Below are 14857 nucleotides of genomic sequence, written 5' to 3'. Positions count from 1 at the left end.
GCCGTCAGCAGTCGAAGTACAGGGCGAACTCGTGCGGGGTGGGGCGCAGGCGCACCGGGTCCACCTCGTTGGTCCGCTTGTAGGAGAGCCAGGTGGAGATGAGGTCGGGGGTGAACACGCCGCCGTCGAGCAGGTAGTCGTGGTCGGCTTCGAGCGCGTCGAGGACGGCGGGCAGGCTGCCGGGGACCTGCTTGACGTCGCCCCACTCCTCCGGCGGCAGGTCGTAGAGGTCCTTGTCGATCGGGGCCGGCGGCTCGGTCTTGCTCTTGATGCCGTCCAGGCCCGCCATCATCATCGCCGAGAACGCGAGGTACGGGTTGCTGGACGGGTCGGGGACGCGGAACTCGACGCGCTTGGCCTTGGGGTTGCTGCCGGTCACCGGGATGCGGGTGCAGGCGGAGCGGTTGCGCTGGGAGTACACGAGGTTGACCGGGGCTTCGAAGCCGGGCACGAGCCGCCGGTAGGAGTTGACCGTGGGGTTGGTGAAGGCCAGCAGCGAGGGCGCGTGGTGCAGCAGGCCGCCGATGTACCAGCGGGCGGTGTCGGACAGCCCGGCGTAGCCGGTCTCGTCGTAGAACAGCGGCTTACCGCCCCGCCAGAGGCTCTGGTGGGTGTGCATGCCCGAGCCGTTGTCCCCGAACAGCGGCTTGGGCATGAAGGTGGCCGTCTTCCCGGCGGCCCACGCCTCGTTCTTGATCAGATACTTGAACAGCTGCAACTGGTCGGCCGAGTGCAGCAGGGTGGAGTACCGGTAGTTGATCTCCGACTGGCCGCCGGTGCCGACCTCGTGGTGCGAACGCTCCACCGTGAACCCGGCGTCGATGAGCCGGCGGACCATGGCGTCGCGCAGGTCGGCGTAGTGGTCCACCGGCGGGACGGGGAAGTAGCCGCCCTTGTAGGCGGTCTTGTAACCCCGGTTGCCGCCCTCCTCTTCCCGGCCCGAGTTCCAGGCGCCCTCGATGGAGTCGATGTAGTAGAACGACTGGTGCGCGGAGGTCTCGTGGCGGATGGAGTCGAAGATGTAGAACTCGGCCTCGGCGCCGAAGTAGGCGGTGTCGGCGATGCCGCTGGCGGCGAGGAACGCCTCGGCCTTCTTGGCCACGTTGCGGGGATCCCGGGAGTAGGCCTCCCGGGTGAACGGGTCGTGGATGAAGAAGTTCAACGCCACGGTCTTCTGCGTCCGGAACGGGTCGACGAACGCCGACGTGACGTCCGGAAGCAGCAGCATGTCCGACTCGTGGATCGTCTGGAAGCCGCGGATCGACGAGCCGTCGAAGGCCAGGCCGTCGGTGAAGACGCTGTCGTCGAAGGATTCCACCGGCAGGTTGAAGTGCTGCATCACGCCGGGCAGGTCACAGAAACGTACGTCGACGAACTTCACGTCCTCGTTGGCGAGGTAGCGCAGCAGTTCCTCGGGATTGGCGAACACACGTCCCCCTGACACGTCGACACGGCGGTTGAGCGCCCGGGATTACCCGTTCTGAGCCCGCGTACACCCGAATCGGGTGCTCCCGGTGGCCGGACCGCCGGGAGCACCCGGTCCGCTCAGGGCAGCTTGGGCGGGTCGAGCCAGGTCCAGGTGACGCCGTCGGTGGAGAGCCAGGCGCCCTTGCTGTCCGGCCAGCCCGTCTGCACGTACCCGTCGGGCAGCGGGCGGGGGTCGGCGCCGGGCTCCAGTGGTGCGGGGCGCAGCGTCGCGCCGGCGTCGGAACTGGCGAACATCAGCGGGTTCTCCCGGGCGGAGATGCCGGCCTGCACCACCAGCACCCCGTCGGGCCGCACCGCCGCGCGGATCGTGCGGTCGCCGACCGGGGCCGTCGCGGCGGTCCGCGACCAGGTGCCTCCGCCGTCCGTGCTGCGCCAGACCACCAGGGCGCCGCGCACCCGGCCGAGCGCGTAGACGGTGCGGCCGTCCCGGGTGGCGACCGCCGGGCCGCCGATGTCGTCGGAGGCGGTGAGGTCGTCCGGGAACTCGTGCCGGGACCAGGTGCGCCCGCCGTCGCGGCTCACCTCCACGGCGCCGCCGGTGCCGACGATCCGGCCGTCGTGCTCGGTGCGCTCACCGGTGAACCCGCTGACCCACAGACCGGCCGCGGCGGGCACGCTCTCGACCCCCACCGCGTTGCGCAGGGCCGACCTACGGGTGAGCTGCGCCAGGTCGCCGGTGGCCGGGTCGGCGGCGATGATCGGGTCGTACGTGGGGCCGGGCTGCCGGCCGAGGACCCGCCAGCCGGCCGGTAGGGCGTCCACGGGCCGCACGGTCACCTCGCGCCAGGTGGTCCCGCCGTCGGCGCTGGCGATCCACCGCGCGGACCTGCTGTCCGAGGCGGACCGGGACAGGTAGCGGGCCACCACGGTGCGCGGTCCGGCCGCCCTCAGCTCCACCGTGGCGTCGGCCGGTACGGGCAGCGGACCGGTGCGCCAGTGCCGGCCGCCGTCGTCGGTGCCCGCCCACCTCGGGGGACAGCCCCGGCACCCGGTCCAGACCAGGTAGACGTGGGCCAGGTCGCCGGCGGCGGGCCGGCCGGTGGCGACCTCCGGGCCGGTGCCCGGGGTCGGTGTGCCACCCGGGGCGGGGATGAACTCCGGCGTACGGTCGGCGGCGAACCGGCCGACCGTCGGGCCGGAGTCGCCGGACCGGGCCGCCACGGCGGCCCCGGAGCCGGCGAGCAGCAGTGCGACCGTGGCGACGGTCACGATCTGCCGCCGGCGACGGCGCCGGCGGGCCGCGGCGACGACCTGCTCGAAGTGCGGCTTGAACCCGGCCTGGGCGGCCGCGTTGAGGCTGGCGAAGTTCAGCTCAGGCATGGCGGGCCTTCCGGTCGGGGCGGGTCGGGACACCAGCGGAGGCGGCCGGTGCCAGCGGGACGGGGTCGTCGTCCTCGCCGAGCTGCTCGGCCAGCGCGCGGCGGGCCCGGACCAGCCGGGTCTTCACGGCCTCCACCGAGCAGCCCATGGCGAGGGCCACCTCGCTGACGGGCAGGTCGGCGAGGTGGTGCAGCACGACGGTCTCCCGGGCCGTCCGCGGCAGCTTCTGCAGCGCCGCCACCAGCGCGACGTGGTCCGGGGACAGCGCCGGTGCGCTGGGCTGCCCCGGGTCGAGGCGGCCGGAGCGGACGAGCCCGTGCAGCAGCATGCGGCGGCGGTGCCGGGACCGGGCGACGTTCAACGCCACCGTCCGCAGCCACGCCTCCGGGTTGGTCACCTCGCGGAACCGTCCCGGCCGGGCCAGCGCCCGGACGAACGCCTCCTGCACCACGTCCTGCGCCTCGGCGTAGTCGCCGGTCATGGCGTACGCCTGCGCCACCAGGCGGGCCGCCGAGGTGGCGTACACCTGCCTGATCTGTTGCTGTGGCTCCACATCGTCCCCTCCCGTGTCGGTCCCTCCACCCGGTACGACCGGCGGGCGGGCCGCGAGGTGACATCACCGCCGGGCGGGCTCCCGTCCGGCGCTGGTGAGGATGACGAGCTGCTGGGTCGCCCGGGTCATCGCGACGTAACGGTCCACCGCTCCCTCGATGCCGCCGCCGAACGCCTCGGGGTCGACGAGGACGACCAGGTCGAACTCGAGCCCCTTCGACAGCTCCGGGGTAAGCGACCGGACCCGGGGCGTCTCCCGGAACGTCGGGTCGCCGATGACGCAGGCGACCCCCTCGGCGTGCGCGGCGAGCCAGGTGTCGAGGATCGAGTCCAGGTCGGAAACGGATCCGTGTACGACGGGAACGCCGCTGCCGCGGATGGAGGCCGGCACGTTGGCGTCCGGGAGCACAGCCCGGATGACCGGCTCGGCCTCCGCCATGACCTCCGTCGGCGTGCGGTAGTTGATGGTCAGCGTGGCCAGGCTGATCCGGTCGAGACCGATCCGTTCGAGCCGTTCCTGCCACGACTCGGTGAACCCGTGCCGGGCCTGGGCGCGGTCCCCGACGATGGTGAAGCTCCGGGACGGGCAGCGGAGCAGGAGCATCTGCCACTCGGCGTCGGTCAGCTCCTGGGCCTCGTCCACGACGATGTGCGCGAACGGGCCGGCGAGCAGGTCCGGGTCGGCGCCGGGCAGCCCGGCCTCGTCGACCAGGGCGTCCTGGAGGTCCAGTTGACGCAGACTCGACAGCACACCTTCACCGTCGTCGTAGGCGTGGGCCTCGATCAGCTCGTCGACGACCGTGGCCATGCGTGCGCGTTCGGCCGCCACCGTGGCGTCGTGCCGGCGCTGACGCCCGGACGCCTCGGGGTCGCCGAGCCGCTGCCGTGCCGCGTCCAGGAGCGGCAGGTCGGACACCGTCCAGGCCCGGGCGTCGGCACGCTGCAGCCGCCGGACCTCGTCCGGGCTGAGCCAGGGGGCGCACCTGCGCAGGTAGGCGGGGACCGACCACAGGTCTCCGACGAGGTCGGTCGCCTCGAGCAGCGGCCACGCCCGCTGGAAGGCCGTGCGCAGCTCCCGGTTCCGCAGCAGCGACCGGCGGAGCTGGTCGGCCGGTTCGTCGCCGTCGTGCTTGTCCATGAGGATCGTGAGCAGCTCCGCCCAGATCTGGTCGCGCGCCTCGTTGTGCGGGGTGCCGGGATCGGGTGCGTCGAACGCGGCGGCCCAGTCGTCGGCGCTCAGCCAGATGTCGGTCTCGTCGGTCGTGACGGTCATCCCGGTGGCCGGCGGCTCCTCGTAGAACCGGACGGCCGCGTCGATCGCCGTCACCAGCCGCGCGGACGACTTCAGGAGCGCCACGTCCGGGTCGGTCTCGACCGTCGCCGCGGCGCCCTCGGGGACGAGGTCGCGCAGGGTGCAGGTCTGCACCTCCTCCTCGCCGAGGCTGGGCAGGACGTCGCCGACGTACGCGAGGTAGGGCTGGTGGGGCCCGACGAACAGCACGCCGCCCCGGCGGTGCCCGAGGTGCGGGTCGGCGTAGAGGAGGTAGGCGGTGCGGTGCAGGGCCACGACGGTCTTCCCGGTGCCCGGACCGCCGTCCACGACGAGGGCGCCGCGGGACCCGGCCCGGATGATGGCGTCCTGGTCGGCCTGGATGGTGCCGAGCACGTCCCGCATCCGGTTCGACCGGCTGCCGCCCAGGCTGGCGATGAAGGCGGACTGGTCGTCGAGCGCGGCGTGCCCGTCCCACCCGTCGGAGGTGAACACCTCGTCCCAGTAGTCGGTGATCCGGCCCTGCGTCCAGCGGTACCGGCGGCGGCTCGCCAGGCCCATCGGGTTGGCGTGGGTCGCGCCGAAGAACGGCTCGGCCGCGGGGGAGCGCCAGTCGAGCAGCAGGCGCCGACCCGCGCTGTCCGTGAGGCCGCGCCGTCCGATGTACACGGGCTCGCTGCCGTCGGCGCCGACCATGCGTCCCAGGCACAGGTCCACGCCGTAGCGGCGCAGGGTGCGCAGCCGGGCGGTCAGCCGGCGGACCTCCTCGTCCCGGTCGGACGCCTGCCGGCCCTTGCCGCCGGGCGACCGGCGCGCGGCGTCGAGGCGGTCGGACAGGTCGGCGGCCAACCGCTCGATGCACTCCGCCATGGCCGCGAAGTGCTCCTCGTCGCGGGCGATCAGGGTCGGGTCGGCCTTGGGCGAGAGACGGTCGGGAAGGTCGAACACGCTGCTGGTCAGGGGATTCAACGCACCATTTCCGATCTGGGGCCGCGGCGGCGCCGCCGGGTCACCGGCGCCGGTCCGCCACCCCGTTTGCGCAGGTGGACGGCTTCGGCCGGTGATTCTGCGGCACCACCGGGGTCTTGCCGCAAGCCCCCCGGTGCGATATACGTTGGAGGTGGAAGGGAGCAGGTGCTCCCTTTTTTCGTGTCGAGGCCGGCGCCCCGGGCCCGCTCGCTGCGACCCCGGGGCGCCGGCGCCCGGTCAGGGCAGCGCCTTCAGGAACGGGCCGTGCTGGAGCCGGAACTCCCAGCCGTAGTACCGGTCCCAGTTGATCGACCACGTCATCAGGCCGCGGAAGCCCGGGTTGGTGCCGCTGCGCGGCGTGTAGCCGCCACAGTTCTGGCCCTTGACCAGGCAGGTGACCGCCTGCTGCACACCCGCCGGGGCGACGTAGCCGTTGCCGGCGCTGGTCGACGACGGCGCGCCGAAGGCCACCTGGTCCTCCCGTAGGGCCGGGAAGACGGCACTGGCGTTCCCGGCGACCGGGAAACCGGCGAGCAGCATGTCGGTCATCGCGATGTGGAAGTCCGCGCCGCCCATGGTGTGGTACTGGTTGTCCAGCCCGACGATCGGGCCGGAGTTGTAGTCCTGCACGTGCAGCACCGTGAGGACGTCGCGCAGGGCGTGGATCACGGGCAGGTACGACCCGGCGCGGGGATCCTGCCCGCCCCAGGGGCCCGGCCCGTAGAACTGGTAGCCGAGCTGCACGAAGAACGTCTCCGGGGCCATCGTGAGGACGAACCCGGCGCCGTAGCGCTGCTTCAGGGTCCGGATGGCCGCGATGAGGTTGACGACCACCGGGGTGGTGGGGTTGCGGAAGTCGGTGTCGCCTGCGTTCAGGTAGAGGGAGTGGCCCTCGAAGTCGATGTCGAGGCCGTTGAGGCCGTACCGGTCGATGATCGCGGACACGGACCGGACGAAGGTGTCCCGGGCGGCGGGCGTGGTGAGCTGGACCTGCCCGTTCTGGCCGCCGATGGACAGCAGCACCTTCTTGCCCTGCTGCTGCTTGGCCCGGATGGCGGCGGTGAACTCCGCCTCGCTCTCGACAGTGGGGCACTCGGCGACGGGGCAGAGTTGGAAGCGGATGTCGCCGGAGGTGACCGAGGTGGGCTCGCCGAAGGCCAGGTTGACGATGTCCCAGTCGGCGGGCACGTCGGCCATCCGCAGGTAGCCGGAGCCGTTGGCGAAGCTGGCGTGCAGGTAGCCGATCAGCGCGTGCTTCGGCAGCCCGCCGGCCGGCGGCGGGCCGGTCGTGGGCGGTGCGGTGGTCGTCGGCGGGGTGGTCGGGTTGCCGCCGCCGCACGGTGCGCCGTTGAGGGTGCAGTCGGTGGGCGAGCCGGACCCGGTGGCGAGGAAGCCGAACGACACCGAGGCGCCGGGGGCGATGGTGCCGTTCCAGGACCGGTTCGTGAACGTGTGCCGCTGGCTGACGCTGCTGACCGTGGCATCCCAGTACGAGCCGAGGGTGGTGCCCGCCGGCAGGGTGAAGGCGACCTGCCAGCCGGTGATGGTGCTGGCGCCGCCGTTGGTGATCGTGTATTTGCCCTCCCAGCCGGTGCCCCAGTCGGAGGTCTTGGCGAAGGTGGCGGTGGGGCCGGCGGCCAGCGCCGGTGCGGCGAGCGCCACGGTCGCGGCGGCGGTGGCGAGCGCCGCGAGGGCGGCCAGGAACGGGGTACGGGCGGTGCGGTGCATCCGGTCCTCCCGGTACGGGGTGGGCCGTCGGACGTATCGACGGATGCACAATTATTAGGTTTGTTAACTGTAGCTGTCCAGGACCCTCTGTCGCCGTGGTCACTTCCGCCGGTGGATGGCGGCGCACCGTGGTTGGATGGCGGGATGGGTTTCACGGTGACGGACGTGCCCGAGCGGGAACGCTTCGAGGCGCGGGACGAGACGGGCGCGACGGCCGGCCTGGTCACCTACCAGCTGACCGGCAACATCATCGCCTACACCCACACCGAGGTCGCCCCGGAGTTCGAGGGGCAGGGCGTCGGCTCGCTCCTGGCCCGGACCGTCATGGACGACGCGCGGGACAACCGGCGGACCGTGGTGCCGATCTGCCCCTTCCTGAGCGGCTGGCTGGAGAAGCACCCCGAGTACGACGGGATCGTGGCCCGCTCGACCCGCAAGGTCAAATAGCCGGAAGGCCTCAGTCCGCCGAGCGGGTGAGGACCGGCGACGCGCCGAGCGGCGGCGACGAGATCGCGGTCTCCGTGCCGTCACCCCCGCGGACCGGAAGGGCGACCGCCGGGCTCTCTGCCAGGGCGTGCCGGCGCCCGGCGCGGACCACCGCTGCCGCCGCCGCCACCGCGGTCAGTGTGATCATCGCTGCCTGCAGCAGTGACCGCCGCCTGCTCCGTCGACGCTTCATTGTCGTTGCCTCCTGGCGCTCGCGTCCTGTCTCGTTGTCATGATGAGGGCGTCGGACCGGCCGTTCAGGACGTTTCGGAACTTCGACACCGCCCGGGTGAGTCGGTCCGGCTCGCGGAGCCGAAGCGGCAATTCGTGGCGCCTGAGCCCGTCACGCCCCCGGCCGGCGTCCGGGCCGCCGTCAGCGAGCCAGCGCCGAGCAGGCGGCAGCCACGTTCGCGGTCAGGCCCTCGTCGCCGCAGTCGAGCCCCGGGCTGGTCCGTGCGGCCAGACGCCAGTCCGCGCCCACCCGGTGCAGGAACACCTGCCCGTTCGCCAACGGCTCGGCGTTCGATGCTACGGCGATCACCCGGGCGTAGGCGTTGCCGCAGCCGAAGATGTCGATCCGGTCGATGGGAACCCCGCCGGTCGCCCCGTCGAGCAGCGCCGTCGTGGCGCGCAGCAGCGTGCCGGGGGTGCACGACGGGTCCGTGGTGTCCGTGTTGGCGGGCGGGGGCGCGGCCCCGGCGCCCGACGGCCTGGACCCTCCGGTGGCACCGCCTGCCCCACCCGCGGCGGGCCGGTGGGGCGCGACCGGCTGACCGGGCACGCTCGCCGCGGGTTTCCCCGCACCTGCCGCGCCGCCCGACGGTCGGGGAGTCAGCGGGTCGCCGGCTACGGGCGCCGTGCCACCCGGGTGCGCCACCGCCGGCCCGGGGTCGCTCGACCCGCTCGAACAGCCGAGCACGGCGGCGGCCATGGCCACCGTGATGGACAGTGCCAGAGCGTTGCCTCGCTGCTTCATGGTCGCCTCGCATCGTCGTCGTCTGTCGAGCCCTCGCTCGATCCGCGACCGACGCTAGACATCGTGCCTCTGTCGAACCTGGACCAGACCTTGAATCCGCAGGCGGGGACCGCCGGGCCGATTCCCTACCGGTCCGCCGCGTCGCAACCCGGCCCACACGACACGTGCCAGCCGAGGGCCTCGCCGGCCTCCCGGGTGCCCAACCGCTCGAAGACCACCAGCGCCTCGGCCCACGCGAGGTGGGCGGCGGACCGATCACCGCGCCGGGCATGCACCATGCCCAGGTCCCGCAGCGTCCGCGCCTGGCCAAGGTCGTGGTCGAGCTCCCGCCAGTTCTTGTACGCGAGTTCGAGCATGTCGGACGCGGCCTCGAGTTCACCGGTGGCGAGTTGCAGTTCCCCGACGGTCCGGCGCAGCAGCGCGACTCCCAGCCGGTCGTGCAGCCGCTCGCACGTCAGCAGGGCGCGGTGCAGCGGCTCCCGGGCCCGATCGGTCCGACCCTGCCGGATCCAGATCTTGGCGAGCGCCTGGGTGGTGTAGCAGGACATGTGCGAGTCGTCGTGGGCGACGACCAGGTCGTGCGCCCGCGAGCACCACCGCTGCGCCTCGTCCAGGTCACCGAGGGCTCGGTGCACCAGGCCGATGCCACGGGTGGCGATCGCCTCGCCCCGCCAGTGACCCAGCCGACGATAGCGGTCCACCGCCTGGGTCAGGTTCTCGATCGCCGCGGCGTCCTCGCCCAGCTCGCGGTGGCAGTGCCCCAACCCGTAGCGGGCGTGGGCGGCGCCGTTCTCGTCGCCGAGCCGGGCGAGGGTGTCGGCGGCGGCCGCCAACAGCGGGATCGCCTCCCGGTGCCGGCCCACCTCGCGCAGCACCGTGCCCAGACCGTTGCGGGCGGCGGCCGAGCCGGCCTCGTGCCCCGCCTCCTCCAAGAGCGCGGTGGCTGAGGCGAAGTAGCCTTCGGCCTCACCGAACCGGTCCTCCTTGTATCGCAGCAGGGCGATGCCGCACTCGATGACCCCCTGGGCGACCCTGTTGCCCGCCCGGCGGGCCACCCCCAGCGCCGCTGCGTGCGTACGGCCCCAACCCACGAAGTCGTTGCGAACGGCGAACGACGCGAAGACCAGGGCGTCGGCCAGTGCGCAGGCGGCCTCGTCCATGCCCAGTTCGGCCGCGCGCTCGACGGCCGCCACGAGGCAGAGCCCTTCCGCGTCCAGCCAACCCGGCCGAAGGTGGTCCACGGCGAGCACGCCGGGCCCGAGACTGACCGGCACGGGCGGTCGGTGCAGCGGGGACACCGCGTGCGGCAGCCGCTCGCCGAGTCGTTCGCTGAGCGCGGTGGCGGCGGCCAGCACCCGGGCGACCGCGGTGTGCAGGACCTCCGGGGCGTCCTCCTGGACGGCGCACTCGTACGCGTACAGGCGGACCAGATCGTGCATCTGGTAGCGAACGGCGCAGTGCGCCGGGTCCTGGACCACCTCGACAAGCCGGGCGTCGACGAGCTGTTCGAGGAGTTCCTCCGCCTGGTCGGCGGGCTCGTCCAGCAGGGCCGCGGCGAGCCAGTCGGCGAAGTTGGGCACCGCCATGAACCCGAGCATCCGGAAGGCCTGCCGCGCCGGCTGGTCGAGCCCCTGGTAGCTGACCGCCACGCTGACCCGCACCGCCAGGCCGTCGACGGTCATCTCGTCGAGCCGGCTCCGCTCGTCGCTGAGGCGCTCGGCGAGCCGGGCCATCCGCTGGTGCGGCCGGGCCATGAGCCGTGCGCCGACGATCCGTAACGCGAGCGGCAGGCCGGCACAGAGGTCGACCAGCGTCCGAGCCGCCTCGGGATCAGCGGCGAGCCGGTCCGGCCCGACAAGCTGACCGAGCAGGGCCATCGACTGGTCGTGGCGGAACATCTTCAGCTCGACGTGCCGGGCACCAGGAATGGTGGTGAGCCGGGCGCGGCTGGAGACGATCAGGGCGCTGCCGGCCGAGCCCGGCACCAGCGCGCGTACCTCCTCGGCGCTGCCGGCCGAGTCGAGCACGATCAGGATCCGTCGCCCGCTCAGCGCCGCCCGGTACTGGCCGAGCTTCTCCTCAACCGTGCGCAGCTGCTGGACGTTGGCCACGCCCAGCGCGCGCAGCACCTGGTTGAGGGCGCTGGCCGGGTCGTCGCGGCCGCCGCCCAGCCCGACGAATATCTGCCCGTCCGGGTAACTGTCGCGGAGCAGGTGCGCCAGCCGCACGCTCAGCGAGGTCTTGCCGATCCCGCCTGCGCCGGTGAGCACCAGGGAGGGTCGTGGCTGGCCCGGTTGCCCCGGCCCGGCCAGCACCGCCAGTGCCTCGGCAATCTCCTCCTCGCACCCGGTGTGGTCGGGCAGCGGCGCCGGAAGCTGGCAGCCCGGCGCGGCCGGGGCGTTCCGCTCCGGTTCGTCCTCCGTGGCCGGAGGGACGGGCTCGGGTGCGGGCTGCCGCGGGACGGGCGGCGACGCGGCGGGCGACGGCTCGGCCCGCAGGAGTGATCGGTGCAGCTTCTGCAGCTCGGCGCCCGGATCCACGCCCAGCTCGTCGGCGAGCAGAGCCCGGGTCCGCGCGTACTGATCGAGGGCCTCGGCCCGGCGCCCACAGAGCTGCAGCGCCCGCATCAGGTAGAGCACCAGCGGCTCGGTGAGCGGATGGTGGTTCACCGCCTCGCGAAGCCGGTCGGCGACCGGCCCGGGACGTCCCTGGTGAAGCTCGCTGTCCGCCCAGTCGAGCAGGACCCCGAGCAGTTGCTGGCGCAGCCGCTCCCGGACGTGGGCCGCCCAGTCACCGGCCAGCCCCGCCAGCGGGTCGCCGCGCCAGAGGTCCACCGCCTGCCGGAGTAGGTGGGCGCGCGCGGGATCGTCCGGGCTCAGCCGCTGCGCCTGCTGGGTGAGGCTGCGCAGCCGGCCGAGGTCAACCTGGTCCGTTGCCGCGGTGAGCAGGTATCCGCCGGGCTGGCGAACCAGCGTCACGGCCGTCTCGCCGCCCGCGCCGGCGGTGGCGAGGAGCCGGCGGATCCGGGTGATGTAGGTGTAGAGGACGCCACGCGCGTCGGTAGGCGGGGAGGCGCCCCACACCCGGTCGATGAGCGCCTCGGTCGACACGGGCCGGCCCGCGTCAACGGCCAGCCCGGCCAAGACGAGCCGCTGTTTCAGCGGCCCCAGCTCAATCGGCCGCCCCTCAGAGCGGATCTCGAGTTCGCCCAACATGAGGACTTCCATGGCACCCATCCCGCCCCCGCGGTGACCGTCGCAAGCCGGCCCACCCGGGGCCGGCCAGGACCGTCAAGGATTCGTCCAGCTTCGCTACCGACACCGGCTGCGAAGGTCTCTCCAGCGCGGTGAACAGCACCGGAAAGGGCGCCACCGCCGGATCCGTCACCTCCTGCCGGAAGGGGCCGCACACCACAACTGAAGACGTTCGCCGATCGGAAGCCGCCGAGGAACGGCTGCTTTCTCGATCTTGCACGCCCGGATCACTCTACCGGCCGATCGGCGGCGGCAGATACCTGCGCCGCGTCCGTCGCCTGCCGGAAGCGAGATCGTTTTCGCCCGCCACACACCAGCTTGTACGGAGAAAGGTAGCGATGAATCTCTTCGCAGAAGGCAACAAGACCCGTCACGTCATCCGGCTCCTCGCCGGCACCACGCTCAGCCTCGTCGCCGTCGCTGCGGCCGCGGCTGTGGCCGTCACGCCGGCCCAGGCCTCCACGCTGAACGGCGAGATCACCCGGGACGAGATCCTCGACCGCGCGCAGAACTGGGTGGACCGGGGCATCACCTACACGCAGACCGGTACGTGGGCCACCGACCCGGACGGGGACCACCGGTACCGCCGCGACTGCTCCGGCCTGGTCTCCATGGTCTGGCACCTGTCCGACAGCTACGTGACCTCCGAGTTCATGGGCAGCAACGCGATGTGGAGCACGCTCGGCAGCATCAATGACTTCAAGCCCGGGGACGCGATGGTCCGTACCGGACACATGGAGCTGTTCGCGCACTGGAAGGATCCGGGCGACCATACGAAGGGCGCCTACGTCTACTCCTTCAACAGCGACGGACAGACCGTCCAGAACCCGTACGCGGACAACAACGAGGGGGCGCGCGGCTTCAACGGCTGGTCGGACCTCCAGTCGTACAAGCCGATCCGGCGGACCCGCATCGTCTCGCCGCCGGCCGTCATCCCGCCGAGCTATGCCCTGGCCGGCGACTGGTTCGGCACCGGGGAGGCCACCCCGGCCGTCGTGCAACGCAACGGCGCGGTGTGGGAGTGGCACATCAAGCGCACCCAGTCCTCCGGGTTCTCCGACCTGAAGTTCTCCTACGGGGACGCCGACATGGTTCCGGTCGCCGGTGACTGGGACGGCGACGGCAGGTGGACCCCCGGTGTGGTGGCCAACGAGGTCAACTCCCGACGGTGGTACCTGAAGAACTCGCTCTCCGGTGGGGTCTCCGACGTCGACTTCCTCTACGGCGGCAAGGACGCCGTCCCGGTCGTCGGCGACTGGGACGGCAACGGCACCTCCACCCCCGGCGTGGTCTCGGCCGACAGCGGCGCTTGGAAGTGGGAGCTGCGCAACGCCAACAGCGGTGGCGGCGTCAGCAACACCCTGCGCTACGGCAACGTCAACACCTGGCCGGTGACCGGCGACTGGGACGGCAACGGGACCTGGACCCCCGCCGTGGTCGACGACGCTGACGGCCCGCGTCGCTGGTTCCTGAAGAACGACCTGACCACCGACGGCCTCGCCGACGTGCAGTTCAACTTCGGCAGCCACGGCACCTACCCGGTTCCTGGTGACTGGAACGGCGCCACCGCCGCCACCGAGCCCGGCATCGTGGCGAACTACGACGAGCGGATGTGGCGCTGGTACCTGAAGGACACGGTCAGCGGCGGCGTCGACGACAACTACTTCGACTACGGCAACGACGCCCCGTACCCGTACACCTTCTGACCGCACCGCGGACACGAACGGGGTTGACGGGCCGCTGGTCGCGGCCCGTCAACCCCGATACGTGGTGCTACGCCGCTGACCTGAGCAAAAGGCCCCCATGAGGCAGCCTCCGGCGCCCGGCGGGTGACAGGCCGCCGCCGGCGTGGGAACCTACCGGTCGGTAACGTTCTCGGCGGAAGGCAGTGACATGGCGGACCTGACAGCGCTCGCGGATCCGGGCGGGCAGCAGCAGGCGGCGCTCGACCCGGCCGTCGTGCGCCGCGCCTGGCGGGTGACCGAGCCCCTGCACGCGATGATCTACTTCGTGCCGGAGGCGCACGAGCGGTACGCCGCCCTCGGCCTCCCCGCCCCGGCCGGCTACTTCGCCTCCCGCGCGGCCGCCCTGGGACCGGTCGGCCCCGGCCCGGTGGTGGCCAGCTTCTTCAACTTCAGCCCGGACCTCGTGGCCCGGGTGCTGCCCGCCGCCTGGGAGCGGGCGACGCCGGCCGCCGTGCTGGCCGCCCGGTGGGATGCCGCCGACGCGGCCCTGACCCGGGCGCTCGGCGACGCGGTGCGGGCCCCCGAGCTGGTCGAGGCCGCCGAGCTGGCCCGGCGCGCCGCCGAATCCGCCACGGCGTACCCCGAGGGGCGGCCGCTGTTCGCCGCCCACGCCGCCCTGCCCTGGCCGGACCGGCCGCACCTGATCCTCTGGCAGGCCCAGACGCTGCTGCGGGAGTTCCGCGGCGACGGGCACGTGGCCGCCCTGGTGCTCGCCGGCCTGACCGGGCTGGAGGCACTGGTGCTGCACGTCGCCTCCGGCGAGGTGCCGGTCCGCTTCCTGCGCCGCACGCGGGGCTGGACCGGTGAGCAGTGGGCGGGCGCGATCGAGCGGCTGCGCGGGCGCGGGCTGGTCGAGGGCGACGAGCCGGCCCTGACCGACCGCGGACGGGCGCAGCGCGCCTGGATCGAGGCGGCCACGGACCGGCTCGCCACCCCGGCGTACGCGGTGCTCGGCGGCGACGGCTGCGCCCGCCTCGCCGAGCTGACCCGGCCGCTGAGCCGGGCCGTCGTCGACGCCGGGCTGCTCGACGTCGACAACGCCGTGCCGCCCGCGCCCCGCGCGGGATGA

General features: G+C 72.9%; 11 protein-coding genes. 3 read left to right on the top strand and 8 right to left on the bottom strand.

Going from position 1 to position 14857, the window contains the following annotated elements; all coding sequences use genetic code 11:
* Positions 1 to 4 precede the first annotated feature (4 nt).
* The 5 genes from glnA to F8274_RS01240 all read right to left on the bottom strand — a co-directional run bounded on the left by glnA (position 5) and on the right by F8274_RS01240 (position 7327).
* Positions 5 to 1429 (bottom strand): type I glutamate--ammonia ligase, encoded by a 1425-nt coding sequence (gene glnA, locus F8274_RS01260; RefSeq protein ID WP_151460450.1) that lies wholly within the window; start codon positions 1427 to 1429, stop codon positions 5 to 7.
* A 116-nt stretch (positions 1430 to 1545) separates the two neighbouring features.
* Positions 1546 to 2808, bottom strand: coding sequence for a sialidase family protein (locus F8274_RS01255; protein ID WP_151460400.1), 1263 nt, complete (start codon positions 2806 to 2808; stop codon positions 1546 to 1548).
* Positions 2801 to 3361, bottom strand: coding sequence for an RNA polymerase sigma factor (locus F8274_RS01250; RefSeq protein WP_151460399.1), 561 nt, complete (start codon positions 3359 to 3361; stop codon positions 2801 to 2803). Before F8274_RS01250 ends, F8274_RS01255 begins: the two co-directional genes overlap by 8 nt.
* 63 nt (positions 3362 to 3424) lie before the next feature.
* A complete protein-coding gene (gene helR / locus F8274_RS01245) occupies positions 3425 to 5578 on the bottom strand; it encodes an RNA polymerase recycling motor ATPase HelR (protein WP_225853527.1) in 2154 nt (717 codons plus the stop codon).
* Positions 5579 to 5836: 258 nt separating this feature from the next.
* Entirely contained in the window at positions 5837 to 7327 is a 1491-nt protein-coding gene (locus tag F8274_RS01240) for a chitinase (RefSeq protein WP_151460397.1), read from the bottom strand.
* A 144-nt stretch (positions 7328 to 7471) separates the two neighbouring features.
* Here F8274_RS01240 and F8274_RS01235 point away from each other — a divergent pair, with 144 nt between their 5' ends.
* On the top strand, positions 7472 to 7774 hold the full coding sequence (locus tag F8274_RS01235; RefSeq protein WP_151460396.1) for a GNAT family N-acetyltransferase: 303 nt from the start codon (positions 7472 to 7474) through the stop codon (positions 7772 to 7774).
* Between the two features lie 10 nt (positions 7775 to 7784).
* Here F8274_RS01235 and F8274_RS31075 read toward each other — a convergent pair whose 3' ends face one another.
* The 3 genes from F8274_RS31075 to F8274_RS01225 all read right to left on the bottom strand — a co-directional run bounded on the left by F8274_RS31075 (position 7785) and on the right by F8274_RS01225 (position 12004).
* Entirely contained in the window at positions 7785 to 7961 is a 177-nt protein-coding gene (locus tag F8274_RS31075) for a hypothetical protein (RefSeq protein WP_192579653.1), read from the bottom strand.
* 225 nt (positions 7962 to 8186) lie between these two features.
* The gene (locus tag F8274_RS01230; RefSeq protein WP_151460395.1) at positions 8187 to 8789 is read right to left on the bottom strand and encodes a hypothetical protein; all 603 of its coding nucleotides are present in this window, start codon (positions 8787 to 8789) and stop codon (positions 8187 to 8189) included.
* Positions 8790 to 8914: 125 nt separating this feature from the next.
* Positions 8915 to 12004 (bottom strand): BTAD domain-containing putative transcriptional regulator, encoded by a 3090-nt coding sequence (locus F8274_RS01225; RefSeq protein ID WP_192579652.1) that lies wholly within the window; start codon positions 12002 to 12004, stop codon positions 8915 to 8917.
* 377 nt (positions 12005 to 12381) lie between these two features.
* Here F8274_RS01225 and F8274_RS01220 point away from each other — a divergent pair, with 377 nt between their 5' ends.
* Entirely contained in the window at positions 12382 to 13749 is a 1368-nt protein-coding gene (locus F8274_RS01220; RefSeq protein ID WP_151460393.1) for a hypothetical protein, read from the top strand.
* 187 nt (positions 13750 to 13936) lie between these two features.
* The gene (locus F8274_RS01215; RefSeq protein WP_225853526.1) at positions 13937 to 14857 is read left to right on the top strand and encodes a hypothetical protein; all 921 of its coding nucleotides are present in this window, start codon (positions 13937 to 13939) and stop codon (positions 14855 to 14857) included.

Source organism: Micromonospora sp. AMSO31t, assembly GCF_008868175.1.
Lineage (GTDB): Bacteria > Actinomycetota > Actinomycetes > Mycobacteriales > Micromonosporaceae > Micromonospora.
Note: the sequence above shows the minus strand (reverse complement) of the source record. Positions and strands in the feature narration are given on the sequence as shown.

Bases quoted from the DNA above. Each gene is read 5' to 3' on its own strand.
- F8274_RS01255 (WP_151460400.1), bottom strand. From the start codon at position 2,808: ATGCCTGAGCTGAACTTCGCCAGCCTCAACGCGGCCGCCCAGGCCGGG.
- F8274_RS31075 (WP_192579653.1), bottom strand. From the start codon at position 7,961: ATGATCACACTGACCGCGGTGGCGGCGGCGGCAGCGGTGGTCCGCGCC.
- F8274_RS01220 (WP_151460393.1), top strand. From the start codon at position 12,382: ATGAATCTCTTCGCAGAAGGCAACAAGACCCGTCACGTCATCCGGCTC.
- F8274_RS01235 (WP_151460396.1), top strand. From the start codon at position 7,472: ATGGGTTTCACGGTGACGGACGTGCCCGAGCGGGAACGCTTCGAGGCG.
- F8274_RS01230 (WP_151460395.1), bottom strand. From the start codon at position 8,789: ATGAAGCAGCGAGGCAACGCTCTGGCACTGTCCATCACGGTGGCCATG.
- F8274_RS01240 (WP_151460397.1), bottom strand. From the start codon at position 7,327: ATGCACCGCACCGCCCGTACCCCGTTCCTGGCCGCCCTCGCGGCGCTC.
- F8274_RS01225 (WP_192579652.1), bottom strand. From the start codon at position 12,004: ATGTTGGGCGAACTCGAGATCCGCTCTGAGGGGCGGCCGATTGAGCTG.
- F8274_RS01215 (WP_225853526.1), top strand. From the start codon at position 13,937: ATGGCGGACCTGACAGCGCTCGCGGATCCGGGCGGGCAGCAGCAGGCG.